This window comes from Anaerolineae bacterium (assembly GCA_011176535.1).
GTDB lineage: Bacteria > Chloroflexota > Anaerolineae > Anaerolineales > DRMV01 > DUEP01.
The window spans coordinates 1-24,815 of the sequence record DUEP01000110.1; the positions used below are offsets into that span (position 1 = coordinate 1).

At 64.5% G+C, this 24,815-nt stretch carries 24 protein-coding genes; 21 read left to right on the forward strand and 3 right to left on the reverse strand.

The genetic code is table 11. The features are described from left to right. Positions 1 to 31 precede the first annotated feature (31 nt). Complete coding sequence (locus G4O04_09705; protein HEY58789.1) at positions 32 to 436, forward strand: hypothetical protein; 405 nt, start codon at positions 32 to 34, stop codon at positions 434 to 436. A 194-nt stretch (positions 437 to 630) separates the two neighbouring features. On the opposite strand, the gene G4O04_09710 is transcribed toward G4O04_09705, so the two are convergent. After that, entirely contained in the window at positions 631 to 945 is a 315-nt protein-coding gene (locus tag G4O04_09710; protein HEY58790.1) for a hypothetical protein, read from the reverse strand. 228 nt (positions 946 to 1,173) lie between these two features. Here G4O04_09710 and ndhC point away from each other — a divergent pair, with 228 nt between their 5' ends. From ndhC to G4O04_09780, 14 genes are all read left to right on the forward strand, one after another. Beyond that, complete coding sequence (gene ndhC, locus G4O04_09715; GenBank protein ID HEY58791.1) at positions 1,174 to 1,530, forward strand: NAD(P)H-quinone oxidoreductase subunit 3; 357 nt, start codon at positions 1,174 to 1,176, stop codon at positions 1,528 to 1,530. Continuing rightward, the gene (locus G4O04_09720) at positions 1,521 to 2,003 is read left to right on the forward strand and encodes an NADH-quinone oxidoreductase subunit B (GenBank protein HEY58792.1); all 483 of its coding nucleotides are present in this window, start codon (positions 1,521 to 1,523) and stop codon (positions 2,001 to 2,003) included. Before ndhC ends, G4O04_09720 begins: the two co-directional genes overlap by 10 nt. A gap of 10 nt (positions 2,004 to 2,013) precedes the next feature. Continuing rightward, entirely contained in the window at positions 2,014 to 2,526 is a 513-nt protein-coding gene (locus G4O04_09725; GenBank protein ID HEY58793.1) for an NADH-quinone oxidoreductase subunit C, read from the forward strand. 53 nt (positions 2,527 to 2,579) lie between these two features. After that, the gene (locus tag G4O04_09730) at positions 2,580 to 3,785 is read left to right on the forward strand and encodes an NADH-quinone oxidoreductase subunit D (GenBank protein ID HEY58794.1); all 1,206 of its coding nucleotides are present in this window, start codon (positions 2,580 to 2,582) and stop codon (positions 3,783 to 3,785) included. Next, a complete protein-coding gene (locus G4O04_09735; GenBank protein ID HEY58795.1) occupies positions 3,782 to 4,294 on the forward strand; it encodes an NAD(P)H-dependent oxidoreductase subunit E in 513 nt (170 codons plus the stop codon). Before G4O04_09730 ends, G4O04_09735 begins: the two co-directional genes overlap by 4 nt. A gap of 44 nt (positions 4,295 to 4,338) precedes the next feature. Continuing rightward, positions 4,339 to 5,601 (forward strand): NADH-quinone oxidoreductase subunit NuoF, encoded by a 1,263-nt coding sequence (nuoF, locus tag G4O04_09740; protein HEY58796.1) that lies wholly within the window; start codon positions 4,339 to 4,341, stop codon positions 5,599 to 5,601. A gap of 116 nt (positions 5,602 to 5,717) precedes the next feature. After that, on the forward strand, positions 5,718 to 8,198 hold the full coding sequence (gene nuoG / locus G4O04_09745; protein ID HEY58797.1) for an NADH-quinone oxidoreductase subunit NuoG: 2,481 nt from the start codon (positions 5,718 to 5,720) through the stop codon (positions 8,196 to 8,198). A 24-nt stretch (positions 8,199 to 8,222) separates the two neighbouring features. Beyond that, positions 8,223 to 9,233 (forward strand): NADH-quinone oxidoreductase subunit NuoH, encoded by a 1,011-nt coding sequence (gene nuoH / locus G4O04_09750; protein ID HEY58798.1) that lies wholly within the window; start codon positions 8,223 to 8,225, stop codon positions 9,231 to 9,233. A 1-nt stretch (position 9,234) separates the two neighbouring features. Further along, positions 9,235 to 9,756 (forward strand): NADH-quinone oxidoreductase subunit NuoI, encoded by a 522-nt coding sequence (gene nuoI / locus G4O04_09755; GenBank protein ID HEY58799.1) that lies wholly within the window; start codon positions 9,235 to 9,237, stop codon positions 9,754 to 9,756. Positions 9,757 to 10,061: 305 nt separating this feature from the next. Then, on the forward strand, positions 10,062 to 10,571 hold the full coding sequence (locus G4O04_09760) for an NADH-quinone oxidoreductase subunit J (GenBank protein ID HEY58800.1): 510 nt from the start codon (positions 10,062 to 10,064) through the stop codon (positions 10,569 to 10,571). A gap of 15 nt (positions 10,572 to 10,586) precedes the next feature. Beyond that, positions 10,587 to 10,889 carry an NADH-quinone oxidoreductase subunit NuoK gene (gene nuoK / locus G4O04_09765; GenBank protein HEY58801.1) on the forward strand — a complete coding sequence of 101 codons (303 nt, stop codon included), beginning with the start codon at positions 10,587 to 10,589 and terminating at the stop codon, positions 10,887 to 10,889. A 42-nt stretch (positions 10,890 to 10,931) separates the two neighbouring features. Continuing rightward, positions 10,932 to 12,968 (forward strand): NADH-quinone oxidoreductase subunit L, encoded by a 2,037-nt coding sequence (locus G4O04_09770; GenBank protein ID HEY58802.1) that lies wholly within the window; start codon positions 10,932 to 10,934, stop codon positions 12,966 to 12,968. 23 nt (positions 12,969 to 12,991) lie between these two features. Continuing rightward, positions 12,992 to 14,491: an NADH-quinone oxidoreductase subunit M gene (locus G4O04_09775; GenBank protein HEY58803.1), complete on the forward strand. Its 1,500-nt coding sequence runs from the start codon at positions 12,992 to 12,994 to the stop codon at positions 14,489 to 14,491. 154 nt (positions 14,492 to 14,645) lie between these two features. Beyond that, the gene (locus G4O04_09780) at positions 14,646 to 16,094 is read left to right on the forward strand and encodes an NADH-quinone oxidoreductase subunit N (protein HEY58804.1); all 1,449 of its coding nucleotides are present in this window, start codon (positions 14,646 to 14,648) and stop codon (positions 16,092 to 16,094) included. A gap of 50 nt (positions 16,095 to 16,144) precedes the next feature. On the opposite strand, the gene G4O04_09785 is transcribed toward G4O04_09780, so the two are convergent. Beyond that, complete coding sequence (locus G4O04_09785; GenBank protein HEY58805.1) at positions 16,145 to 17,518, reverse strand: TrpB-like pyridoxal phosphate-dependent enzyme; 1,374 nt, start codon at positions 17,516 to 17,518, stop codon at positions 16,145 to 16,147. Between the two features lie 552 nt (positions 17,519 to 18,070). Here G4O04_09785 and G4O04_09790 point away from each other — a divergent pair. From G4O04_09790 to G4O04_09800, 3 genes are all read left to right on the forward strand, one after another. Further along, complete coding sequence (locus tag G4O04_09790; protein HEY58806.1) at positions 18,071 to 19,339, forward strand: imidazolonepropionase; 1,269 nt, start codon at positions 18,071 to 18,073, stop codon at positions 19,337 to 19,339. 22 nt (positions 19,340 to 19,361) lie between these two features. Continuing rightward, positions 19,362 to 19,541 (forward strand): hypothetical protein, encoded by a 180-nt coding sequence (locus tag G4O04_09795; protein HEY58807.1) that lies wholly within the window; start codon positions 19,362 to 19,364, stop codon positions 19,539 to 19,541. Positions 19,542 to 19,625: 84 nt separating this feature from the next. Continuing rightward, positions 19,626 to 20,777 carry a nicotinamide-nucleotide amidohydrolase family protein gene (locus G4O04_09800; GenBank protein ID HEY58808.1) on the forward strand — a complete coding sequence of 384 codons (1,152 nt, stop codon included), beginning with the start codon at positions 19,626 to 19,628 and terminating at the stop codon, positions 20,775 to 20,777. 13 nt (positions 20,778 to 20,790) lie between these two features. Here G4O04_09800 and G4O04_09805 read toward each other — a convergent pair whose 3' ends face one another. Next, the gene (locus tag G4O04_09805; protein ID HEY58809.1) at positions 20,791 to 22,134 is read right to left on the reverse strand and encodes a hypothetical protein; all 1,344 of its coding nucleotides are present in this window, start codon (positions 22,132 to 22,134) and stop codon (positions 20,791 to 20,793) included. Positions 22,135 to 22,281: 147 nt separating this feature from the next. Between G4O04_09805 and G4O04_09810 the strand changes: the two genes are divergently transcribed. From G4O04_09810 to thrB, 3 genes are all read left to right on the forward strand, one after another. Further along, positions 22,282 to 22,881, forward strand: a complete 600-nt coding sequence (locus G4O04_09810; GenBank protein ID HEY58810.1) for a ComEA family DNA-binding protein — start codon at positions 22,282 to 22,284, stop codon at positions 22,879 to 22,881. A 24-nt stretch (positions 22,882 to 22,905) separates the two neighbouring features. Then, the gene (locus tag G4O04_09815; protein HEY58811.1) at positions 22,906 to 23,967 is read left to right on the forward strand and encodes a threonine synthase; all 1,062 of its coding nucleotides are present in this window, start codon (positions 22,906 to 22,908) and stop codon (positions 23,965 to 23,967) included. Next, positions 23,964 to 24,815: homoserine kinase (gene thrB / locus G4O04_09820; protein HEY58812.1), on the forward strand; the 852-nt coding region annotated here is incomplete at its 3' end. The genes G4O04_09815 and thrB, both read left to right, overlap by 4 nt.

The following is a 24,815-nucleotide window of genomic DNA, read 5'->3' on the forward strand; positions in this document are numbered from 1 at the left end:
CTTTGTCCTGGATCATCTGGATAAGGCACCTTTGAACGCGGCGTTGTGGTTAGGATACGCCACAACCTATATCGAGATGCTCTCCACTTTAGAGGAGAGTGCTTACCTGACGTATGTGTTGGATTATCTGTATGGTCGCATTCCTGCGGGCAACCTTCGCCCCAATGAGCAGACAGCACTGGTTCGGGCCATTGAGGCATTGCGCACTTTCGTTTTGAGCCACGCCAGGCAGGATGGTTCGTTCACTTCGTCTTCCTGCCAGGCCCCGCTGACGGAGACGCGTTATGCGCTCTTTGTGCTCAATTTGCTGGAAGATATGACTCAAGATTTGATTTTTTACACCCAGGCCCCATTGCGGCCCGTCCAGCGCATTTACGAATGGGTGCCTTATATTGAGCGCACCTACGCCTTTGTGACCGGGGCTTCGGGAGTTTGAGAGAATGGTTTGATATGTTGGGCTGGGTGAGACAGCCCTCCTGATACAGAGTGAGCAAGACTCTTCACCACAGCGGCCAGGCCATTGGAAACTTGGCCGCTGTGGCGTGTTGGTTTTGCCCGCAGAGGGGAAGGTGGAGCGCGATATGGTTGAGTGAGCCCGTTGTGTCTCCCTAACTGCAAGGGAGGTGAACCTCAGGGCACCGCCACATTGCAGGGCGTGCACTCCACGCATTCGCCCTGCAGGTTCTCCTTGGTGCAGCCCTTGGCCGTCACCTGCACCAGGTGCCCGCCGGGGTCTGTCGCGCCCAGGGGAACTCCGGTTCCCTTTTCTACACCCAGGGGGTCAATGGAATTGCTGCTCCGGAAGAAGAAGTTCCGATTTGCCGGCAGGAGCTGATAGGTGTTCCCGCTTTGCAGGGCTTTCACCTGAACCGCATCCCCGGTTTTCATGCTGTCGATGGCCGGGTAATAGGGGGCCGGCCCGGTGCGACAGTAAAAGTTGCCCAAAGCCGTGGTCTGACCCCCTGCGCTGGGGCCGGTAGCGGTGGGGGGGAGGAGGTGGGGTGGCGTAGGTGGGGGAGGCGATGTGGGGTTGAACGGCGAGGCTGCAGTGGCCGTGGGCGGTGGCGGTGGGAGTGGCCCGGCTCTGTCTTGTGAATTTTGACACGATATGTCTCCTGTGATATACTGTTGCTCAACTTGGCGGGCTCGGCTGCCGCCTGCGGAGAAAAGGCGATGATGCTCGAATATCTTCCCATTGCCGTCATGATCGCTGTCGCCACCGTGATCGCGGTGCTGGTGGTGGCGTTGGGGCATCTGTTCGGGCCCAAGCGACCCACGCCCGTGAAGAACATGCCTTACGAGTCGGGGATGAACCCCTTTGGCCCGGGGCAGCGGCGTCAGCCGGTGCGCTTTTACCTGATCGCCATGTTGTTCATCCTTTTTGATGTGGAAGTCATCTTCTTCCTCCCCTGGGCCGTGGTGTTTAAGCAGTTGAAGCTGTTCGGGCTGATGGAGATGCTGGTCTTCATCGGCCTTTTGTTGGTGGGGTACGTCTACGCCTGGAAGAAGGGAGCGCTGGAATGGGATTAGAGCGACATTTGGGTGACCTGGGCGTGGTGACCACCACCCTGGAGAAGGCTGTCAACTGGAGCCGCACGCGGTCCATGTGGCCCATGCTGTTTGGTCTGGCTTGTTGTGCCATCGAGATGATGGCCGCCCAGGCCGCGCACTTTGATATGAGTCGCTTCGGGATGGAACTCATGCGCGCCAGCCCCCGGCAGTCGGATTTGATGATCGTGGCGGGTCGGGTGAGTCGGAAAATGGCCCCGGTGCTGCGCCGGCTTTACGACCAGATGCCCGAGCCCAAATGGGTGATCGCTATGGGAGACTGCGCTTCGTGCGGCGGGGTGTTCAACAACTACGCCGTGGTGCAGGGCGTGGATGAGATCGTGCCGGTGGATGTGTATGTGGCTGGTTGCCCGCCGCGCCCCGAGGCGCTGATTCACGGCGTGCTCACCCTGTACGACAAGGTGCAGAAGATGCGCCTGAAGGACTGGGCGTAGGAGGCCGACCATGAGCGATACCCTTCAGGCTGCCGTTGAGGCTTTGCAAAGGCGTTTCGGTGCCGAGGAGCATACCTTCCGGGGTGAGACCACCCTGTTCGTCCCGGCGGAGTACATTGTTGAGGCGTGCCGCCTTTTGCGCGATGAGTTCGCTTTCGACTTCCTGGCCGACCTGGCGGCAGTGGACTACTGGCCTCAGGAGGCCCCCCGATTTCATGTGGTCTATCAACTGTACTCTTATGCCCATAACCTTTCCCTGCGCTTGCGGGTGCCGCTGGACGGGAGCGCCCCCTCGCTACCCACTGTGGAGACCGTGTATCCCAACGCCAACTGGTACGAGCGGGAGGTTTGGGATATGTTCGGGATTCGTTTCGAGGGGCACTCGGATTTGCGGCGCATTCTGATGCCCCACGATTGGGAAGGTCATCCCCTACGCAAAGACTACCCGCTGGGTTACGAAGAGCCCCAGTTTACCTTCAACTTTGACGAAATCGCCAAATTCAAGCCGCGCCCCGATGCGTAGCACGGGGTGCGCCCCTGTGAGGATGCGCCATGCCCGAAGTGCTTGAAACCACCATGGAAGAGTTGCGGCGCTTGTTCTCCGATCGGGTCCAGACCGGGGAAACCGTGGTGCTCAACATGGGCCCGCAGCACCCCTCCATGCACGGTGTGCTCCATCTCTATGTGGAACTGGATGGGGAGATCGTGCTCAATGTGGTGCCGGATATCGGCTTCCTGCACACCGGCGTGGAAAAGAACATGGAAGCCAAGCGGTACTGGCAGGCCGAGGTGATGACCGACCGCCTGGATTACCTCAACCCGGTGGGGAACAATCTGGCGTATTGCCTGGCCGTGGAGAAACTGGTGGATCTGGATGTCCCCCCGCGGGCCCAGGCCATTCGGGTCATCCTGGCCGAGTTGCAGCGCATTTCCTCTCACCTGGTCTGGCTGGGTACCTCGGCCCTGGATATCGGGGCGCTGACCCCTTTCCTTTATTGCTTCCGGGAACGCGAAATCATCCTGGATATTTTCGAGATGGTTTCCGGGGCGCGGATGATGACCACCTACATCCGCCCCGGCGGGCTGTGGCGCGATGTGCCTGTGGAGTTCGAGCAGGCGGTGCGGCAGTTCATCGATTACTTCCCCCGGCGCATTGACCAGTACGAAGCCCTGCTGACCAAAAACCCTATCTTCCGCGACCGCACGCGCCGGATCGGCGTGCTGAAAAAAGAAGACGCCATCCGCCTGGGGGCCACCGGGCCGGTGCTGCGCGCTTCGGGGATCAAGTACGACATCCGCAAGGCGCGCCCCTATTCGGGCTACGAACAGTACGACTTCGACATCCCTACCCAGGAAGAGGGCGATGTGTACGCCCGCTACCTGGTGCGCGTGGAGGAGATGCGCCAGAGCGTGCGCATCATCCGCCAGGCGTTGGACAAACTGCCCTTCGGCCCGGTGCGCAGCAGCAACCGCAAGTTTGTCCCCCCGCCGCGGTCGGAGTTGGGCCACAGCATGGAAGCCCTGATCCACCACTTCAAGTTGTGGACGGAGGGCTTCTCTGCCCCGGCCGGAGCGGTGTATGTGGCCGTGGAATCGCCGCGGGGTGAGTTGGGCGTCTACCTGGAAGGAGATGGTGGCCCCAAGCCCTACCGCGTGCATTTCCGCACCCCCTCTTTTGCCCACTTGCAGTTGCTGCCCTACCTGGCCAAAGGCAGCCTCATCGCCGACCTGGTGGCCATTGTGGGCAGCATTGACATCGTGTTGGGAGACGCTGACCGGTGAGCCGCTTGATGGAGTTGTATCCCGACGAAGTGCAGGCCATTCTGGCCAAGTACCCGCCGGAGCATAAGCGTTCTGCGGTGATGCCCCTGCTCTATCTGGCGCAGCGGGAGCGGGGCTACATCACTATGGCCCACATGGAGGACATCGCCGACCTACTGGACATCACCCCGGCTGAGGTGGCTTCGGTGGTGGGGTTCTACACCCTGTTCCACGACAAACCGGCGGGCAAGGTGCGCCTGCAGGTGTGCACAGATGTGGCCTGTGCCTTGCGCGGCGCCGATGAGTTTCTGCGCCAGGTTTGCGAGGCCCTGGGGATTAAGCCCGGCGAAACCACGCCCGACGGCCTGGTGACCATTGAAGAGGTCATGTGCCTGGGCGCCTGCGATCGGGCGCCGGTGTTTCAAACCCAAACCGGCGAAGGGCTGACTTACCACGAGCACATGACGGTTGAGGCGACGCTGGAATTGATCGAAGCGTGGCGCCGCGAGCAAAACGAGCAGCAAGGATAAGGCCCTCTGCGGGCGCAGCGAGTCACTTCCATCAGGAAGGAACCATGGGCGAGCATTGGCTGTTGCGGCATCGCGATATCCCGGAAATCCATCGCCTGGAGGTCTACCGCCAGCATGGCGGCTTTGAGGCCTTTCGCAAGGCGGTGACCGAGATGGACCCCGACGCCGTCACCGAAGAAGTGAAGAAATCCGGCTTGCGGGGGCGGGGTGGGGCAGGGTTCCCCACAGGGCTCAAATGGGCCTTCATGGATAAAACCCGTTGGCCTCATTATGTCATCGCCAACGCCGACGAATCGGAGCCGGGCACGTTCAAGGACCGCGAGATTATGGAGCGCAACCCCTTCCAGTTTCTGGAAGGGCTGGCCATCGCGGCCTATGCCGTAGGCGCCCAGCGGGCTTACATCTACCTGCGCGGAGAATACTGGCATATCGCCAAATGGTTGGACGAAAAAATCGCCGAGATGGAAGCGGCGGGCCTGTTGGGCGACAACATTTTCGGCACGGACTTCTCCCTGCGCATCTACACCCACTTGGGCGCGGGGGCCTACATCTGCGGTGAAGAGTCGGCGCTCATGGAGTCATTGGAAGGGAAGCGCGGCCAGCCGCGCATCCGGCCGCCGTTCCCCACCCAGGTGGGGTTATACGGCAAGCCCACGGCCATCAACAATGTGGAGACCCTGACCAATGTGCCTCTCATCGTGCAGCATGGGGCCGACTGGTATCGCACCAGGGGCACGGACCGCAGCCCGGGGCCGAAAATCTTCTCCCTTTCGGGGCGCGTCAAGCGCCCGGGGAACTACGAGTTGCCCCTGGGAACCACCTTCCGCGAACTCATCTGTGAGCACGGCGGCGGCATCATCGACGACCGCCCCATCAAAGCCATCCTGCCCGCCGGGGCTTCTTCGTCCGTCCTGCCGGCCACCGACGAGGTGCTCGATACGCCCATGGACTACGAAAGCGTCCCCAAGGTGGGCGGGATGTTAGGGTCCGCCTCGGTCATCGTGGTGGACGACACGGTGAACCTGGGCTGGCTGGTGAGCAAGACGGTGCGCTTCTTCAAGCATGAATCCTGCGGCAAGTGCACTCCCTGCCGGGAAGGCACGTACTGGATGTATCGCCTCACCGAGCGCCTGATGGATGGCAAGGGCCAGCCCGAAGAGGTGGATTTGCTTTATCAGGTGGCCCAGCAGATCCGGGGCAAAACCCTGTGCCCGCTGGGCGAGTTTTCCACCATGGCGGTGGTGACGGCCATCGAGCGGTTCCGCGAGGATTTTGAGACGCTGGTGGCGGGCGGAGGCCGAGGCTGATGAGGGAGAAGGCGCGGTTGAAGGCCCTCCTGCGCGAGCGTTTCCCTGTCTCACTCCCCCCCTCGCTAAATCATGGAGTGGGATTGAATTAGCCAAGCATCAAGAGGATGCGCTGCATGAGCGATCAACCACAAGTCACGCTGACCATTGACGGCAAGTCGATCACCGTACCGGCGGGAACCCTGGTCGTGGACGCGGCCCGCATGGCAGGGGTGGATATTCCCGTCTTCTGCTACCACCCCAAGATGGAACCCGTGGGGATGTGCCGCATGTGCCTGGTGGAGATTGGCCGTCCCCTGCGCGACCGGGCGACCGGGGAGTTCGTGCGCGAGGAAGACGGCTCCATCCGGGTTCAGTTTGGCCCTCGTCTGGAGACGGCCTGCACCGTGCGCGTTAGCGAGGGAATGGTGGTGCGCACGACCACCGAGAAGGTGCTGGAGTCGCGGCGCAGCATCCTGGAATTCCTGCTCACTTCGCACCCCCTGGATTGCCCCATCTGCGACAAGGGGGGCGAGTGCGCTTTGCAGAATCTCACCATGGCCTGGGGGCCGGGCGAGTCCCGCTTCTTCTATGAAGACAAACTGCATTTGGCCAAGCGGGTCCCCCTGGGCGACCTGATCATCCTCGACCGGGAACGCTGCATCATGTGCGCCCGTTGCATCCGCTTCCAGCGGGATGTCGTCGATGACCCGGTCCTCCAGTTCTATCATCGGGGCCGTTACACCGACATCATCACGGTTTCCGAACCGGGATTCGACTCGTACTGGTCGGGCAACACCACGGACATTTGCCCGGTTGGGGCGTTGACCACGGTGGACTTTCGCTTCGGCGCGCGCCCCTGGGAGATGCGCCCGGCGGCCTCCATCTGCTCCCATTGCCCCGTGGGGTGCAACCTGACCTTTGATGTGCGCCGCGAGGCCGCCTCCGAAGGCCGCTTCGTGGTCAAGCGGGCCATGCCCCGCCAGAACGAATGGGTGAACGAAATCTGGATTTGCGACAAAGGCCGCTTTGCCGGATATCACTTCGCCGAACAGCCCGATCGTTTGACCCGTCCCCTCATTCGCAAGAACGGGGAACTGGTGCCCGCCACCTGGGAGGAAGCCCTCGACTTGGTGGCCCTCCGCTTCCGGACCGCTCAGAAGTTGCTGACCCTGGTGGGCGGTCGCCTGCCCAACGAAGACCTCTACAACCTGGGCGCCCTCACCGAGGCACTGGGCGGCACCAAGGCCCTCTATACCTTCATGGCGGGCGGCGACCTGGTGGCCCGGTTAGGGCTAGGGGCCGGGCACAACCTGGCCGACCTAGGCCAGGGCGACGCCATTCTGGTGGTCGCCTCAGATCTGGAGGAAGAAGCCCCCTTGTGGTGGTTGCGGACGAAACAGGCCGCTGAGCGCGGAGCGACGCTGGTGGTCGCCAACCCGCGTCCCACCAAACTCGAGCGTTATGCCCGGCATGTGCTGCGGTACGCTTACGGCGAGGAAGCGGCCACCATGGCGGGCCTTCTCGAGGGCGAGAGCGAGGCGGCCCGGGCGCTGGCCCAGGCCGAGAACCTGGTTATCTTCTTCGGTCAGGAAGGGGCCGATGTGCTGACCTCGCGGGCTTTGGCCGCGGCCTGCGCCCGCTTGCTCACCGAAACCGGCCACGCCGGAAAGCCCAACAGCGGCCTGGTGGGCGTATGGCCACGGGCCAATGACCAGGGCGCCTGGGAGCAGGGCTTTGCCCCCCTGGACGACTGGGCCGAGGCCTTTCGTCAGGCCGATGCCCTTTACATCGCCGCCGCCGACCCTGCGGGGGATGACCCGGCGTTGGCCCAGGCCCTGGAGCGGGCGGGCTTTGTGGTGGTGCAGGAACTCTTCCTTACCGAGACGGCCAAACGGGCCGATGTGGTCCTCCCCGTCCAGGCGGTGACCGAGCGTTCGGGCACCTTCACCAGCGGCGAGCGGCAGGTGCAGCGGTTCTATCAGGCGGTGCCCCCGGTTGAGGGGACGCGCCCGGATTACCGCATCGCCGCCGAAATCGCGGCCCGGTTGGATGTGCACCTGGAAGGGAGCAGCGCGGCGCGGGCCTTTGAGGCGGGGCTGGCGGTCTCTGTGCCCGCTTTTGCCAGGTTGACCTATGTCCAGCTGGCCGAAGTGGTCGAGCAGTGGCCGCTCCTGGATCGCCACGACCTGTACTACGGCGGCACGGTGTACGAGAACAAGCAGGGGGTGGGGGTGGCCCTGCCCAACGCGGCGCAGCGCGGTGAGGCGGTGAGCGTGCCTGAGGTGGCCGCGCCGCAGCGCCCGGCGGTGAACGGGCTGCTGGCCGTGCCCATCACCCGTTTGTACGACCGGGGCGCTTTGCTCACGCCTTCCACCCTCAAGGTGCGCCTGCCGGCGCGGCCCTTTGTGGTGTTGGGCGAGGCCGAGGCCCGACGCCTGGGCCTCCGACACCGCAGCGAGGCCACGCTGGTCCTCCACGGCACGCCTTACACCGTGCAGGTTCAGGTGCAGGCGGAAGTGCCGGAGGGCGTGGTGTTGGTGCCGCGCTCGCTGGGCATCCCCATCTCCGGGCCCACGGATGTGTCCTTGCGGGCCGTCGAGCCGGCTTTGGCTTGAGGCATTCCGAGGCGAGGTTTTTCTATGAGCGTTGACACGGCGTTGTTGCTCGAGTGGGTCATCAAGGCCCTGGTGCTCAGCCTGGTGCTGCTGACCGGGTTCGCCTACACCACTTACCTGGAGCGCAAACTCATCGCCCGTTTTCAGGTGCGCATCGGGCCGAATCAGGCCGGGCCTTACGGGTTGTTGCAGCCTCTGGCCGATGGGTTGAAACTGATTTTCAAAGAAGAGTTCATCCCGGCCCAGGCCGACAAAGTGCTCTTCGTGTTGGCCCCGATCATCACGGTGATTCCTTCCCTGGCGGTGGCGGCGGTCATCCCCTGGGGAGAGAAGGTCACCCTCTTTGGTCGGGAGGTGACCCTGTATCTGGCCGATGTCAATGTGGGGGTGCTGTACCTGCTGGCCGTGGCTTCCCTGGTGGTGTACGGTATTGCCCTGGCCGGGTGGGCCTCCAATAGCAAATACCCCTTGTTGGGCGGGCTGCGCGCCTCGGCGCAGATGATCAGTTATGAGTTGGCGCTGGGCCTTTCTTTCGTGGGGCCGGTGCTGCTGGCGGGTTCGATGAAGTTGGGCGATATCGTGCGGGCTCAGCAGCAGCTTTGGTTTGCCGTGCTTCAGCCCCTGGGACTCATCGTGTACCTCATCGCTGCCCTGGCCGAGGTCAACCGTTCCCCCTTCGACCTGCCGGAGGCCGAGCAGGAATTGACCGGCGGATACCATACCGAGTATTCCGGGATGAAGTTTGCCTCGTTTTACATGGCCGAGTATGTGAAGATGATCGTGGTCAGCGCCATTGCGGCCACGCTGTTCTTTGGTGGCTATGGCGGGCCGGGCGTGGTCCGCTTCCCCTGGCTGGGGCCGATTTATCTGGCGGTCAAGATTTTCTTCCTGCTGGCCGGGATGGTGTGGGTGCGCTCCACCTTGCCGCGTCTGCGCTATGACCGATTGATGGCTTTGGGGTGGAAGGTGCTTTTCCCCTTGGCCTTGCTCAATGTGCTGTTGACCGCGACGGGCATCGTGGTCTTTGGAGGCTGACATGGCAGAAGTGGTCGCAGGGATTGCCGCCATCGTCAAAGGGTTTTGGACGACCTTCCGGTCGCTGTTCGAGCGTCCGGTGACCATTCAGTATCCTTTTGAGAAGCGCCCGGTGCGTTCGCGCTTCCGGGGGCGCCATGTGTTGCGCCGGTATGAGAACGGTTTAGAGCGCTGCATCGGGTGTGCGTTGTGCGCCGCGGCCTGCCCGGCCGATGCCATTTTCGTCGAGGCGGCCGAGAACACCGATGAAGAGCGCTATTCCCCCGGCGAGCGCTACGCCCGGGTATACGAGATCAACATGCTGCGCTGCATTTATTGCGGTTACTGTGCCGACGCCTGCCCCACCCAGGCCATCGTGTTGGAGCACAACTACGAGGAGACCTTTACTGACCGGCGGGAGGCCATCTACACGAAAGAGATGTTGTTGGAACCGGTGCCCCCGGGCGCCAAGCCTACCCCACAACAGACCCCGCCAGGTGTGTTTACCAAGTCCGTCCCGGAAATGGAAGACCCCAAGGACTGAGGCCGCAGAATGAGAGGTGCATGGTTGGAGAACCCATTGCGTTTGCAGGGCACCGCTCGATGGATGTCATTGCGAGCCGCGAAGCGGCGAAGCAATCCCCTGGCTGGGGGAGGCGGGGCACGTGCCCCTTTCCTTGCCGGCCGGGAGACGGCTTCGGCCCCCTTCGCCCCTTTGAGCGGAGCGTCCCGAGGGTTGTGCAGCCGAAGAGGGCTCAGGAGGTCTCGCCATGCCAGGACGGCTTACCTGCTTTGTGCTAACCTTCGTCCGCATTCCAGCCCAAGGACTGACGAGGCGCGCCGATGAGTATGGCTCTGCTTTCTTTCCTGCTGTTGGCTTTGGTGGCCATCGTCACCGCGTTGGGGATGTTACTGGCCCGCAACGCGGTGTATTCGGCCATCTTCCTGGTGCTCAACTTTATCACCATCGCGGTGTTCTACCTGTTGCTGGGGGCTCCCTTCCTGGCCGTGGCCCAGGTGGCGGTGTATGCCGGGGCCATCATGGTGCTTTTCATGTTCGTCATCATGCTCCTGGGCCCCGCGACTATCGACGAGAAAGGCGGCCCCATCGCCTGGCAGCGACCCGTGGCGGTGGTCGCCGGTCTGGTGCTGTTGGGCGAGATGGGCTATCTCCTGTTTGGCAAAGGCTGGGCCGGCCAGATGGGGGTGGAGGCGGCCACCGTGGGAAGCCCCAGGGCGTTGGGTATAGTGCTCTTCCGCGAGTATCTGTTGCCCTTTGAGGTCACCTCGGTGTTGCTCTTGGTGGCCATGGTGGGCGCCATTGTGCTGGCCTGGCGTGAGCGCCGCCGCCCGCGATGATGGAGGGATGAGGTGATGCTGCCCAGTGCGTATCTGATTGCCCTTTCGGCGGTGTTGTTCATTATCGGCGCCCTGGGGGTGCTCCTCCGCCGCAATGTCCTGGTGATGTACATGTCGGTGGAGTTGATGCTTAACGCGGCCAACTTGGCCTTTGTGACCTTTGCCCGCCAGTTCGAAAGCCTGGCCGGGCAGGTGTTCGTGTTCTTTGTGCTGACCGTGGCGGCCGCTGAGGTGGCGGTGGGCCTGGCGCTGATCGTCGCTATTTTCCGCACCAAGCGCTCGGTGGATGTGGACGCCCTGAGCGAGTTGAAAGGCTGAGCGAGACCCTTATCGCGCTCGGATCCCTTTGCGGAGATCAACATGCTGCTAAGTGAGATGGCAACCGGAACTTTCTTTCATTTGGCCCCCTGGGTGGTGTTCTTCCCCGTGGCGGGGTTGTTAATCAACATCCTCTTCGGGCGCAGCCTGGGGGAATGGGGCGTGGCCGTGGTGGGCGTGCTGGCTCCGGCCCTGGCCTTTGGGGTGGCCGTTTTGCAGGCCATCTCGCTCCAGGCGCACCCTGAGGGCACGGTGGTCGTGCTGGCTGATTGGATGACCGCCGGGCCGCTGCAGGTGCGCTGGGCCATGCGCATCGATACCCTATCGGTCACCATGATGCTGATGGTCGCCGGGGTGGGGACGCTGATTCACCTCTACGCGGCGGGCTACATGCACTACGATGTGCACTACAAGGGCGACCCTGGGCGCTATCGCCGCTTCTTCGTCTTCTTCAATCTGTTCATCGCCGCGATGATGATCCTGGTCAGCGGCGACAGCCTGCTCACCCTCTTCGTGGGGTGGGAAGGCGTCGGTTTGTGCTCTTATCTGTTGATTGGCTTCTGGTTCGAGTACGACACCCTGGGCCGCCCCTCGGACGCCAACGCGCAGGCGGCCAAAAAGGCGTTCATCACCAACCGCATCGGCGACGCCGGGATGCTCCTGGCCATGTTTGTCGCTTTCTGGACCTTCAAGACCCTGGACTTCGGCCCGATGTTCGCCCAGGCCCAGGCGGTGGCGGCGGCTCACCCCGGCGCCATCCTGGCTATCACGCTGTTCATGCTGGTGGCGGTGACGGGGAAGTCGGCCCAGTTGCCCCTTTATGTGTGGCTGCCCGACGCCATGGCCGGCCCCACGCCGGTCTCGGCCCTCATCCATGCCGCCACCATGGTCACGGCGGGCGTGTATCTGGTAGCCCGCACGCAGCCTTTCTATGCGCTGGTGCCCACGGCGCAGCACACCGTGGCCCTGGTGGGCGCGCTGACCGCCCTCTTTGCGGGCACCATCGCCGTGGGGCAGTATGACATCAAGAAGGTGCTGGCCTACTCCACCATCTCCCAGTTGGGTTTCATGGTGGCGGCGGTGGGGATGGGCGCCGTGGTGGCCGGGATGTTCCATCTCGTCACCCATGCCTTCTTCAAAGCGTTGCTCTTCCTCTCGGCCGGCTCGGTGATCATCGCCTTGGAACGGGCGCACCACCCGCTGCCCGAGGAGGGCGGCGCAGCCCATCACGAGGCGGCCCACGAGGGGTATGGCCACGGCCACGACGCGCCTTTCGACCCCCAGGACATGCGCAACATGGGTGGCCTGCGCAAGGTCATTCCGTTGACCTTCTGGGTGTACCTCATCGGCGCGGTGGCGTTGGCGGGCATCCCGCCTCTGGCCGGGTTCTTCTCCAAAGATGAAGTCGTGGCGGCCGCGAAGGGCTATGATCCTGTGGTGTACGGTTTGCTGGTTGCGGCGGCCTTCTTCACCGCCTTTTACATGGGGCGGCAGATTTTCTTGGTGTTCTTCGGCGCGCCCCGCAGCGAAGCGGCGGTCCACGCCAAGGAAAGCCCGGCGGTGATGACCGTGCCGCTGGTGGCCCTGGCGACCCTGTCGGTGGTGGGCGGCGCGCTTAACTTCCCCGGCGTGCATACGCTGGGCCGCTGGCTGGAGCACACCCTGGGCGAACTCCATGCGGAGCCTTTCCAGGTGGCGGTGGCGCTGTCGTCCACCCTCCTGGCGCTGGTGGCCGTCGCGCTGGCCTGGGCGCTTTACGGGAAGCGCCCACTGGCCTCGCCTGACGACCCCGACCCGCTGAAGCGCGTGCTGGGGCCAATTTTCACCGGCATGGAGCACAAATGGTGGGTGGATGAGATATATTGGGCTATAATTCTCCAACCGTATGTGCTCTTGAGCAGAGGCCTGGCGCGGTTGGACCTGGGCGTGATCGATGCCATCGGAAACGGGTTGGGTGCGTTGGCCCAGAAGATCGCCCGGGGGCTGCGCCCCTTGCAAACCGGCTTTGTGCGGAACTACGCCCTGGTGGTGACGCTGGGCGTTGTGGTGATGCTTGGTTATCTCCTTCTCTGGCCCTAATCCAACGAACGAGGGAGTCGGCAATGGAATTCCTCACGAACTTGCTCAACCTGGTCATCTTCTTCCCCCTGGTAGGCGTCTTGTTCTTGTTGTTCATCCCTAAGGAGAACAAGAAAGCCCTGCGCTGGGTGGCCTTCCTGACTTCGCTGATCACCTTTGGGCTTTCCCTGGTGGTCCTGGCGAATTTTGAGCCCGGCAAGGGCATCCAGATGGCTTACGATGTGCCGTGGTTGCAGATCAAGCCCCTGAACATCCACTACTTCGTGGGGGTGGATGGGCTGAACATTCTGCTTCTGGTGCTGACCACCTTGCTCACGGCCATCGCCCTGCTCTCCACCTGGACGGCCATTGAGGATCAGGTCAAGGAGTTCATGATCCTGTTCCTGCTCCTGGAAGTAGGCATGACGGGCGTCTTCCTGGCCCTGGATTTGTTCCTGTTCTATGTCTTCTGGGAGTTTGCCCTGATCCCCATGTACTTCATCATCGGCATCTGGGGCGGCCCGCGCCGGGTGTACGCGGCCATCAAGTTCGTGCTCTACACCATGGCCGGTTCGCTGCTCATGTTGCTGGCCATTATGTGGCTGGGGATTCATCAGGGAACCTTCTCCCTGCCTGAGTTGATGGCGGCGGGAAAGATTCCGGCCAACATCGAGTTGTGGCTCTTCCTGGCCTTTGCCCTGGCCTTTGCCATCAAGGTACCCATGTGGCCGCTGCACTCCTGGTTGCCCGATGCCCATGTGGAAGCGCCCACGGCTGGCTCGGTCATCCTGGCGGGCGTGCTCCTGAAGATGGGCACCTACGGCTTCCTGCGCTTCAACCTGTCCCTGTTCCCGGAGACTTCGGCGCGGCTGGCCCCGGCCATAGCCCTGCTGGCCGTCATCGCCATCCTCTACGGCGCGGCGGTGGCTTACGCCCAGAAGGATGTGAAAAAACTGGTGGCTTACTCCTCGGTGAGCCACATGGGCTTTGTTATGCTGGGCCTTTTCGCCCTCACGCCCACGGCGGTGCAGGGCGCCATCCTGCAGATGGTGAACCACGGTTTGAGTACGGGGGCCCTGTTCTTGATCGTCGGCGTGATTTACGAGCGGCGTCACACCCGCGATATGAACGAGTACGGCGGCCTCTGGAAGGTGATGCCCGTGTATGCGGTGCTCAGTTTGATCGCTGTGCTCTCCTCCATGGGGTTGCCGGGCCTCAATGGCTTCGTGGGCGAGTTCAACATCCTGGTCGGCTCCTTCGGCTCGGATAGCATCGGCACCCCCTGGTACGCCGGGATCGCCGTGCTGGGCGTGGTGGTGACCGCGGTCTACATGATGTACATGTACCAGAAGATTTTCCTAGGGCCGGTGAGCGAGAAGAACGCGGGGCTGAAGGACCTCAACCTGCGCGAGGTGATTTACCTGGTGCCGCTGGTGGTCTTGATGTTCTGGATCGGCCTCTACCCCAAGCCCTTCTTCGCCCTGATGGGCCCGGCGGTGACAAAACTGCTCCACGCCGGTCAGGCCATGGCTTTCTTGCCGTAAGTTGACCTTTCGGCCCCCCTCTCCTCCTCGGGGGAGGGGAGGGGGGTGAGACGGGGCCCGGCTTGCCGCGGATGACGCCAAGGGCAGCGGCGTGGCCGGGGGCGCAGGCTATGGTCGAGCCTTGTGAGAGGCACATCAACTTGAGAGTGGGACGATGAGTCTTCAAGATGGGTTGGCCCTTTTGCCGGAAATCCTGCTGGTGGTTTGGGCCAGTGCGCTGTTGCTGCTCAACCTGTTCATCCCTGAGGAGCGCAAGGGATGGGTGGCGGTGCTGGCCGCCCTGGGCCTGGGCGTGGCTCTGGCCGCGGCCCTGGCGCTGAGCACCAGGGCCTACAGCGCCTTTAGCGGCATGGTGGTGGTGGACGGCTTTGCCGTCTTCCTGGAGGTGCTGTTGGCCGCTAGCGGCATCGTGGCCCTGGCCCTGGCCCATGATTACCTTCAGCGCCTGGGCCTGGAACAGCGGGGCGAGTACAGTGTGTTGCTGCTCTTTGCCGTGGCCGGGATGATGATCATCGTTCAGGCGGCGGACTTCATCATCATCTTCCTGGCCCTGGAGTTGCTTTCCATCCCCCTGTATGTGCTGGCCGGAATGGCCCGTCGGCGGGCGGATTCCGAGGAGGCGGCCCTGAAATACTTCCTGCTGGGCGCCTTTGCCGCAGGATTTCTGGTTTATGGTGTGGCCCTGATTTACGGAGCCACGGCGACGACCTCTTTTGCTGAGGTGGTGGCGGTGGTGAAGGCGGGCGAGGTGGCCATGCCACTCTTCGTGGCCGGTGCCGCCCTGGTCCTGGTGGGGCTGGCCTTCAAAGTAGCTGCCGTGCCCTTCCACATGTGGACGCCGGATGTGTATCAGGGCGCCCCCTCCTCGGTCACCGGTTTCATGGCCGTGGGGGCCAAGGTGGCCGGGTTTGCCGTGTTGTTGCGACTGTTTGCCTTTGTCTTCCCGGCGCTGGCCGTGCGCTTTGTGCCGGTGCTCTGGACCCTGGCTGTGCTGACCATGGTGGTGGGCAATTTCGCCGCCCTGGCCCAGCGGAACATCAAGCGCATGTTGGCCTATTCCAGCATCGCCCACGCGGGCTACATCTTGCTGGCCCTGGTGCCTTTCGCCTGGTCTGGGGTGATGCGCCACGCTGTGGCCGCCGGGTTGTTCTATCTGGTGGCCTATGCCGTGGCCAACTTCGGCGCGTGGGCCGTGGTGGTGGCGTTGGAGAAGGCGGAAGGGAAGGGCCTCGACCTGGAGGATTACGCCGGCCTGGCCCGCAAGTATCCTGCGTTGTCCGTGGCCATGGCGGTGTTCATGTTCTCCTTTGCCGGAATGCCGCCCACGGTGGGCTTCGTGGGCAAGTTCTATCTCTTCCGCACGGCCATCGAGGCGGGTTTCGTGGACCTGGCCGTGATCGGCGTGCTGACCTCGCTGGTCTCGGTGTACTACTACCTGCGGGTGGTGGTGTACATGTTCATGCGTTCCGGCGAGCCTGAGGCCCGTCAGGAGCCCTGGCTGGCCCTCACCTGGGGAGGGATGGCCGTGGCCGTGCTGGTTTTGGGCCTGTTTGCCGCTCCCGTCTTTCGTTGGGCTGCTCAGGCTTTGATGTTCTGGGGGTAAAACTTCAAGGTGCGACGCGCCTCGCAGGTGCGTCGCACCTTCTGCTCTTGTTATCCCCTCCCGTTGACGCCCGGTAGGGTTTGTAAGGCGCGCTGGATCTCCTCTTCGGGGTATTCGTAGTCCTCCAGTTGGCCCTTGAAGTAGGCCTCGTAGGCGGAGAGGTCGAAGTGGCCGTGACCGGAGAGGTTGAACAGGATCGTGCGGGCTTCGCCTTTCTCCTTAGCGTCCAGAGCTTCGTCAATGGCCGCCCGCACGGCATGGGCCGACTCGGGGGCGGGCACGATGCCCTGGGTGCGGGCGAAGAGCACCGCGGCCTCAAAGGTGGCGCGCTGGTGCACGGCGTGGGGCTCGATGTGGCCGCTTTCCACCAGTGCCGAGACTAAGGGAGCCATCCCATGGTAACGCAGCCCGCCCGCGTGGATAGGCGGCGGCACGAAATCGTGGCCTAAGGTGTGCATCTTGACGATGGGGGCCATCTTGGCCGTGTCGCCGTAGTCGTAGGCGTAGGGCCCTTTGGTGAGGGTGGGAGCAGCGGCCGGTTCGACGGCCACGAAGCGGGTGCTTTTGCCCTCGCGCAGGTTGTACTGCAGGAAGGGGAAAGCCAGCCCTGCGAAGTTGGACCCACCGCCCACGCAGCCGATGACTACATCGGGGTACTCTCCGGCCATGTCCATTTGTTCCAAGGCCTCCAGCCCGATGACCGTCTGATGCAGCAGCACATGGTTGAGCACGCTGCCCAGGCTGTATTTCTTCGCGCCACCCGAGGTGGCCGCCGTTTCCACGGCCTCGGAGATGGCGATGCCTAAGGAACCGGGGTTGTCGGGGTCTTCGGCCAGAATTTTGCGGCCAAAGTCGGTGCGGTCCGTGGGGCTGGCGTACACCGTGGCGCCGTAGGTTTCCATCAGGATCCGGCGGTAAGGCTTCTGGTTGTAAGACACCTTGACCATGAACACTTCCACGGGAATGTCGAAGAAGTTGCCCGCCAGGGCCAGGGCCGATCCCCATTGCCCGGCGCCGGTCTCGGTGGTGAGGGCCTTGGTGCCGGCGATTTTGTTGTAGAAGGCCTGCGCCACGGCCGTGTTGGGTTTGTGGCTCCCGCTGGGGGAGACGCCTTCGTACTTGAAGTAGATGTGCGCCGGCGTGCCCAGCGCCTTTTCCAGCCGGACGGCCCGGATGAGCGGCGTGGGCCGCCACAGGCTGTAGATTTCCCGCACCGGGTCGGGAATGTCCACGAAACGGTCGGTGGTTACCTCCTGGAGGATGAGTTCCCGCGGGAAGAGCACCTCCAGAAAGTCCGGGGTCACCGGCTCCTGGGTGGCCGGATGCAACGGCGGTGGGATGGGAACGGACAGGTCGGCGGCCAGGTTGTACCAGGCCTTGGGGATCTTGGATTGGGGGAGCAGGAAACGGGTTTGTGTGGCCATGGGGAACCTCCTTTGGGCTGAGGATACGAAAAAAGCGTTCGTCCGTTGAGGACGAACGCTTTGTCAACACGTCCGCGGTGCCACCTCAGTTAGGCGGCCTTGTCCACCTGCGTTTAACGAAAAAACCCGCCGGTGAGACGACGGGAAAAAGTCGCGGGCAGGACAGGCCAGCCTCACTCGTTGCGGGTACGGCGGGCGTGACCTCCCACGCCACGCTTATACCCTTTGCCCTGATAACGGTGGCAACTCCGGCTCAGGCTACTGAGGCGCGTCGCCCGTTCGCCCTGCGGCTCCGAGGCCCATTCACCGTTGGCGTGCGTACCGGGCTCTCACCTTGCCCCGGCTCTCTGGGACGCCGTTTCAACGGCTACTCTTCCTCTTCACAGCCTTTGGCTATGCGGTTGTGGGGTGCCAGTGGCCTTGTTGGGCCGAATTATACGCTGATTGGCTTCCGTGTCAAGGAAAAGGCGGAAGTTTGCCTCTGTTCTTTGTCGAGAGCCCTGGGGCCGTTTTGCGGTACAATCATCTCACCTTGGGTCTCTGGGAGGTGTCATGCTCATCCACAACATCAGCCAGTTGCTCACCATCCCCGGCCCGCCGCAGCGGGGCCGCCGTTTGGGTGACCTGGGCCTCATCCCCCAGGGGGCCGTGCTTCTCCGCGAGGGACGCATTGCCGCCGTAGGCCCCGAAGCGGAGTTGTTGGCCGCTTACCCCCACGAGGAGCGCTTCGATGCCGGCGGCCGGGTGGCCCTGCCCGGCTTCGTCGACCCCCATACCCATATGCTCTGGGCGGGCGACCGGGCCTTTGAGTTCGAAATGCGCATTCAGGGCAAATCCTACATGGAAATCCACCAGGCGGGTGGGGGCATTTTGAACACCGTGCAGGCGGTACGCGCCGCTTCGGTGGAGCAGTTGATGGCCGCCACCCGCCCCCGCCTGCGTCGGGCGTTCACCCACGGAAGCACCACCATCGAAGTTAAGACCGGCTATGGTCTGACTACCGCCGACGAACTCAAAATGCTCGAGGCCATCCTGCGCCTGGATGCCGAAGGCCCGTGGGAACTCATCCCCACCTTTCTGGGCGCGCACGCCATCCCGCCGGAGTTCCAGGGGGATCCTGCTGGGTACACCGACCTGGTCTGCGAAGAGATGCTCCCGGCGGTGAAGGCCTGGTGGGAGGAGCATGCCCCCCGGCGTCTGCTCCCTTTTGTGGATGTGTTTTGCGAGACCGGGGTCTTTGATCTGGAGCAGACCCGGCGCATTCTGGAGACCGCCCGCGCGCTGGGTTTTCCCCTCAAGGTGCATGCCGACGAGTTCGACAACTTGGGCGGCGCGGCGATGGCCGCACAACTGGGCGCGACCTCAGCTGACCACCTGGTCACCACCTCGGCGGAGGACATTCGCACCCTGGCCGCCTCCGACACGGTGGCCGTGGCGCTGCCTTGCACCCCCTTTGGCCTGGGCGACCCGCACTACACCCCGGCTCAGGCCATCCTGGAAGCCGACGGGTTGCTGGCCCTGGCCACCGATTGCAACCCCGGCCCCGCGTGGTGCGAAACCATGTCCTTTGCCGTGGCTCTGGCCTGCCGCACCCTGCGGCTCATCCCGGCGCAGGCCATCGTGGCCGCTACCCTCAACGCGGCGGCGGCCGTGGGCGCGGCCCACCGCCTGGGCTCCCTCGCTCCCGGCTTTCAGGCGGATCTCCTGCTGCTCGATGTGCCCGATTACCGCCATCTGGGGTATCGCATCACGGGCAACCTGGTGGCCTGGGTCTTCAAACGCGGGCGTCCGTATCGCGTCGAGCAAATCCTCTCGCTCTGAAGCGTCCCGTAGGAGGCTGGAAATGGTTGGTACCCTGACCGCTTCGCTCCCCACTTTGCTCCTGGCCGTGTTGGGCCTGATTGTGCTCTGGCTGCTGCTCAGTTGGCTTTTGCGCCTGGCCTGGAAGGTCATCTCCTGTGGTTGTGTGGTCATCGTGATCTTTGCCCTGATCCTGTTGGGGGCGTATTTCCTGGGCAGGTAAGGCCATCCCGGACACGGCACCGCCCCCCGGACCCTGAGAGAATGCCCCGCCCGGGGGTGGTGCATCGCCCCGAGGGAGTGTCTCATGCTTACCCTGGACCAAGTGCGTACCTGGTACCCTGACGACCCCGTGCACGGCTGGGGGCACATCCTGCGGGTGTTGCGCCTGGCCGAGCGTCTCTGGCAGGCCGAAGGCGGTGATTGGGAGGTGCTGCGGGCCGCCGTGTTGCTCCACGACGCCCGGGATAGCCAGCACAACACCACCCGCACCGCCCATCACGAGGCCTCGGCCACCTTTGCCCGACGGGTGCTCCAGGCCGAGGACTGGCCTGAGGAACGCATCGCCGCCGTGGAGCACGCCATCCGGGAGCACCGTTTTCGCCGGGCCGGGCGGCCGGAGACGCAAGAGGCCCGGCTGCTTTTCGATGCCGATAAGTTGGACGCCATCGGTGCGGTGGGGGTGATGCGCAGCATCGCCCACGCCGTGCGCCACGGTCTACCGCCTTACGCGCCCCCCTCGGAGCGTTTCCTGCGCATCGGCGAACGGGAGCCCGGGGAGCCCCACAGCGCCTATCACGAGTATCTGTTCAAGTTGCGCCACCTGAAGGGCCGGCTGTACACCGCCACGGCGTGGGCCATCGCCGAGGCCCGGCACGCCCGCATGGCGGCGTATTTCGCGGCCCTGGCCGCCGAAAGCGAGGGCCGCGACCTTTACCCCGACGCCGGGGACGCCCTGGCCGCTCCGGCCGAAAGGCAGCCCGAAGCCCTTATCGGCCCGCTGCTGGTGGAGCGCGGCTGGCGGCTGGCCGTGGCCGAATCGTGCACCGGCGGGCTGCTGGGCCACCGCCTGACCAATGTCCCAGGCTCTTCGGCCTACTTCGTGGGTGGGGTCATCGCCTACGCCAACGAGGCCAAGATGCGCCTGTTGGGGGGCAGCGAGCAGACCTTGCTGCGCCATGGCGCGGTGAGCGAGCCGGTGGTGCGCCAGATGGCCGAGGGGGCTCGGCGGGCGCTGAGGGCCGAGGTGGCCCTGGCCGTCAGCGGTATCGCCGGGCCGGGCGGGGGCACCCCCGAAAAGCCCGTGGGCACGGTGTGGGTGGGGTTGAGCACCCCCGGGGGCACCTGGGCGCGGCGCTTCCGCTGGCCCCACGACCGCCTGGGCAACAAAAAGGCCAGCGCGCAGGCCGCGCTGGCGTGGTTGGTGGAGGTGTTGAGCCAGGGGGCAAGCCGCGGATAGCGCGGAGGGTGGGTTAGCCCTTCTTCGAGGCCAGAAAGCGCACCACCTCCTGGTGCACGGTGCTCAGGTGGTTTTTGAACGCCTGGGGCACCTCGCCCCGCTGCTGGTACTCAGCCACCAGGCGCGCCAGGGTCTCGGCCAGGTTTTGATCCACCAGCTGGGCGTTGCGTTCCAGGAGTTGTTGCCGCTGTTGGAGGTCGGGGGTGTTGACCAGGGCTTCCAGCAGGGCCACCTGGGGTGGGGGCGCGGCCACCTTCTGAAGGATGTCCAGCACTTGATTGAGGCGGGCGCTGCGTTGCAGGTCGCCTTTCTGGCGGGCGGCCTGCAGTTCTTGCTCCACCACGGTGAGGAAGAGGTCGTCCACTGCTGGGAGGACTTCGATGACCGCCTGCTCCAGGTTTTCGGCCGCCAGCACCTGTTCCAGGAGGTCGCGCACCGCCTGGAGGCGCGCCTGCACCTCTTTGTCGATTTCCTGGGTGAGTTCCAGCAGGCGCTCGCGCAACCGGCTCAGGCGCTCCTTTTCGTCGCCCTGGGCCTTTTCGATGCGTTCGCTCACTTTGGCGAAAAATTCGTAGTTTATAGCCGGCCGGGCCAGGCGCACCAACGCCTGCAGTCGGGTGTCGTTGGGGGCCTGCACCACCAGGTCCACCAGTTGGTCGAGGGTGGCGTTGGAGCCCAAATTCTGCAACGACTCCAGAGCCGCCTTGACCTCTTGCTCTTCGCGGCGTAGTTGCTGGCCGTAGGTGGCGTGCTCCAGCACCGCCTTTTGCACTTCCAGCAGTTGCTGGGCGCCTAAGCGGTCGCCCTGGGCCAGGTGGAGTTCCAGCAACTGGGCCAGCATGGCGAAGAAATTTTCGTCGATGAGGGCGTCTTCCTGGCGGATGATCTCCGCGCGGGCGTCGGCGGCCGCGCTCATCAGCCGCTGGATGAGCCGCAGGCGCTGCTCCTGGGCCTGGAGCATTTCCTTGGTGATGCCGTCGGCTTCCAGGATGCGCTCGATGAGCCGCTCGTAAGTGAGCATGGTCTGCGGCTGGAGTAGGTAGGCTTTCCGCTTCTCCGGCGGCAGGTGGTTGATGATCTGGTTGAGCAGGGGCCCGATGACCTTTTCCTGCTGGTCGCGGTTCATCCCCAGTTCCTGGGGCACATAGACCAGCAAGAGTTCTTTGTCCGGGTCATGGTAGACCAGCGGCGTGGCCAGAGGGCCCTGGAAACCGCAATGGGGGCATTGGGCGATGTTGACGGCCCCGCTGAGCAGCAACTCCTTGGCCCGGGGATCCTGGGCCAGGTCAAACACCTGGCGCACTTCGGCGAGGATGGGTTGCCGACAACGGGGGCACGCGATTTGCATTTTCGGCATGGACGGCTCCTGCGCGTACGGGTTTAAGCGGCTCAATCATACCGCGAAGTGGGGGGATTGTCCAATGAAGACGGTTTTGCCCGGTCTTCCCAGGGCGCATTCGGGATATAATGAGGATGTGGAACGCCAACCTCGCGCCAGGAGGGGATGACCATGGCGGTGGATGAGCGTGAGGCGTTGCTGCGGGTGGCCTGGGAGCGTGCCCTGGAGTGGGCCCTGGCGCTGGTGATCGGCATGGCGTTGGCCTGGGCGATCACGCTGACCGCACGCCAGCCACCGGGGCAGCCCATCCAGTTGCTGCCGCCGCCCACACCGCCGCCGCTGGTGGTGCATGTGGCCTGCGCGGTGATGGCGCCTGGGGTCTACGCGCTGCCTCCCGGTTCCCGCGTGGCCGATGCCATCCAGGCCGCCGGTGGTATGGCGCCCGAGGCGGCCGGGGAGGCGCTGAACCTGGCCGCGCCGTTGGAAGATGGGCAGTATGTTTGCGTGCCTTTTCGGGGCACCCCCACGGCCGACCCGGCAAACCACGCCCCTCCGGCGGCCCAACGGCTGAACATCAACACCGCCGACGAGGCCCAACTGGAAGCGCTGCCGGGCATTGGCCCCACCCTGGCCCGGCGGATTGTGGCCTATCGTGAAACCCACGGCCCCTTTGCCACAGTGGACGATTTGCTGGCCGTCTCCGGCATCGGGCCGACCCTGTTGGACAAACTGCGTCCCTGGATCACCACAGGGACAACGCCGTAGGCTGAACTCACTCTGGAGGATGTGATGACGCCGGAACCTTATGCGGGGGTGCTGGCCCGTTATGGGGCATGGTTGGACCTCCCGGAACATACCCGCCCCGTGACGCTGTTGGAGGGGAACACCCCTCTCATCCCCCTGCCGCGCCTGGCCGAGGAACTGGGCGGCGGGTTCGACCTGTACCTCAAGTACGAGGGCCTCAATCCTACGGGCTCCTTCAAGGACCGCGGGATGACGGCGGCGGTGAGCGAGGCCGTGGGGCGCGGCGCCCAGGCTGTGATTTGCGCTTCCACGGGCAACACAGCGGCCTCGGCCGCCGCCTACGCCGCCCGCGCGGGCGTGCGGGCCGTGGTGCTGGTGCCGGAAGGCAAGATCGCCATGGGCAAACTGGCCGGGGCACTGGCCTACGGCGCCCAGGTGGTCCAGGTAGGGGGCTCCTTTGACGACGCCCTGCGCCTGGTGGTCGAAATGAGCCAGAAGCACCCCCTGGCCCTGGTGAATTCCATCAACCCCTACCGCCTCGAGGGGCAGAAGACGGCGGCTTTCGAGATTTGCGACACCTTGGGCCGTGCGCCCGATTGGCTGTGCCTGCCCGTGGGCAACGCCGGGAACATCACGGCCTACTGGATGGGTTTTCGCCAGTACCACGAGGCCAGAGGAACGGGGTTGCCGCGCCTGCTGGGCGTGCAGGCCCAGGGCGCGGCGCCGCTGGTGGCGGGGCACTTCATCGCGCACCCGGAGACGGTGGCCACGGCCATTCGCATTGGCCGCCCGGCCCGCGGGGAGCAGGCGTTGCAGGCGGCGCGGGAGTCGGACGGGCGGATCGTCGCGGTGAGCGATGAGACCATCCTTGCCATGCAGCGGCGGCTGGCCGCAGAGGGGATTTGGGTGGAGCCAGCCTCGGCCGCCGGGCTGGCCGGGCTGGCCGCCGAGATCCGGGCGGGACGCCTGGACCCCAGGGGCAAGGTCATCGTGGCGGTAGGCACCGGCCACGGGTTGAAGGACCCTGACATCGTGCTGCGCCGCACGCCCACCATCGCCACCATCCCGGCCACGCTGGAGGCGTTGGAAGAGGCGGTGTTGGGATGAGCCGACGGATTGTGGTGCGCGTCCCGGCCACCACGGCCAATCTGGGGCCGGGGTTCGATGTGTTGGGCCTGGCGCTGGATTTGTGGAACGAGGTCGCGTTCACGGTGGAGGAAGAGGCCGCCGGGGCGCCGGGGCGCTGGGAGGCGGTCAACGAAGGCTTTGGCGCGGCGCACCTGCCCACGGATGCCGCTCATCTGGCGTTGCGGGCCTTTCGGGCGGTGTTCGAGCGCCTTGGGCGGCCGCTCCCAGCGCGGGTGTACCTGCACGCGCGCAACGCCATTCCCGTGGCGTCGGGGCTGGGGTCCAGCGCGGCGGCGGTGGTGGCCGGGGTGCTGGCTGCCAACGCCGCATTGGGCGAGCCCATGGCGGTCCCCGCGTTGCTGGCGCTGGCCACGGCCCTGGAAGGTCATCCCGACAATGTAGTCCCTGCCCTGCTGGGCGGGCTGACCGCCGCTTGGATGGGGCAAGGTGGCGCGCCGCAGGCCCTGGCGCTGCCGCTGGCCCCTGCGTGGCAGGATCGGGCCTGGCTGGCCGTGGCGGTGCCCCAGGTGGCCCTGCGCACCGTGGAGGCGCGGCGGGCCCTGCCCGCGCAAGTGCCCCATGCCGACGCCGTGTTCAACCTGTCTCGATTGGCGGTGCTGCTGGAGGCGCTGCGTCTGGGCCGGGAAGACTGGCTGGCCGAGGGTGTGGAGGACCGTTTGCATCAACCCTATCGCTGGCCCCTGCTGCCGGGTGCCGAGGCCGTGCGGCGGGCGGCGCTGGAGGCGGGGCTGACGCCGATCGTCTGCGTCGGCGAGACCCTGGCCGAGCGTCAGGCGGGTCAGACGCTGGAAGTGCTCACGTTCCAA

Bases quoted from the DNA above. Each gene is read 5' to 3' on its own strand.
- G4O04_09780 (HEY58804.1), top strand. From the start codon at position 14,646: ATGAGTCTTCAAGATGGGTTGGCCCTTTTGCCGGAAATCCTGCTGGTG.
- G4O04_09810 (HEY58810.1), top strand. From the start codon at position 22,282: ATGACCATGGCGGTGGATGAGCGTGAGGCGTTGCTGCGGGTGGCCTGG.
- G4O04_09790 (HEY58806.1), top strand. From the start codon at position 18,071: ATGCTCATCCACAACATCAGCCAGTTGCTCACCATCCCCGGCCCGCCG.
- G4O04_09725 (HEY58793.1), top strand. From the start codon at position 2,014: ATGAGCGATACCCTTCAGGCTGCCGTTGAGGCTTTGCAAAGGCGTTTC.
- G4O04_09770 (HEY58802.1), top strand. From the start codon at position 10,932: ATGCTGCTAAGTGAGATGGCAACCGGAACTTTCTTTCATTTGGCCCCC.
- G4O04_09815 (HEY58811.1), top strand. From the start codon at position 22,906: ATGACGCCGGAACCTTATGCGGGGGTGCTGGCCCGTTATGGGGCATGG.
- G4O04_09760 (HEY58800.1), top strand. From the start codon at position 10,062: ATGGCTCTGCTTTCTTTCCTGCTGTTGGCTTTGGTGGCCATCGTCACC.
- nuoI (HEY58799.1), top strand. From the start codon at position 9,235: ATGGCAGAAGTGGTCGCAGGGATTGCCGCCATCGTCAAAGGGTTTTGG.
- nuoF (HEY58796.1), top strand. From the start codon at position 4,339: ATGGGCGAGCATTGGCTGTTGCGGCATCGCGATATCCCGGAAATCCAT.
- G4O04_09785 (HEY58805.1), bottom strand. From the start codon at position 17,518: ATGGCCACACAAACCCGTTTCCTGCTCCCCCAATCCAAGATCCCCAAG.
- G4O04_09720 (HEY58792.1), top strand. From the start codon at position 1,521: ATGGGATTAGAGCGACATTTGGGTGACCTGGGCGTGGTGACCACCACC.
- G4O04_09730 (HEY58794.1), top strand. From the start codon at position 2,580: ATGGAAGAGTTGCGGCGCTTGTTCTCCGATCGGGTCCAGACCGGGGAA.
- G4O04_09775 (HEY58803.1), top strand. From the start codon at position 12,992: ATGGAATTCCTCACGAACTTGCTCAACCTGGTCATCTTCTTCCCCCTG.
- G4O04_09805 (HEY58809.1), bottom strand. From the start codon at position 22,134: ATGCCGAAAATGCAAATCGCGTGCCCCCGTTGTCGGCAACCCATCCTC.
- G4O04_09800 (HEY58808.1), top strand. From the start codon at position 19,626: ATGCTTACCCTGGACCAAGTGCGTACCTGGTACCCTGACGACCCCGTG.
- nuoH (HEY58798.1), top strand. From the start codon at position 8,223: ATGAGCGTTGACACGGCGTTGTTGCTCGAGTGGGTCATCAAGGCCCTG.
- G4O04_09795 (HEY58807.1), top strand. From the start codon at position 19,362: ATGGTTGGTACCCTGACCGCTTCGCTCCCCACTTTGCTCCTGGCCGTG.
- nuoK (HEY58801.1), top strand. From the start codon at position 10,587: ATGCTGCCCAGTGCGTATCTGATTGCCCTTTCGGCGGTGTTGTTCATT.
- nuoG (HEY58797.1), top strand. From the start codon at position 5,718: ATGAGCGATCAACCACAAGTCACGCTGACCATTGACGGCAAGTCGATC.
- ndhC (HEY58791.1), top strand. From the start codon at position 1,174: ATGATGCTCGAATATCTTCCCATTGCCGTCATGATCGCTGTCGCCACC.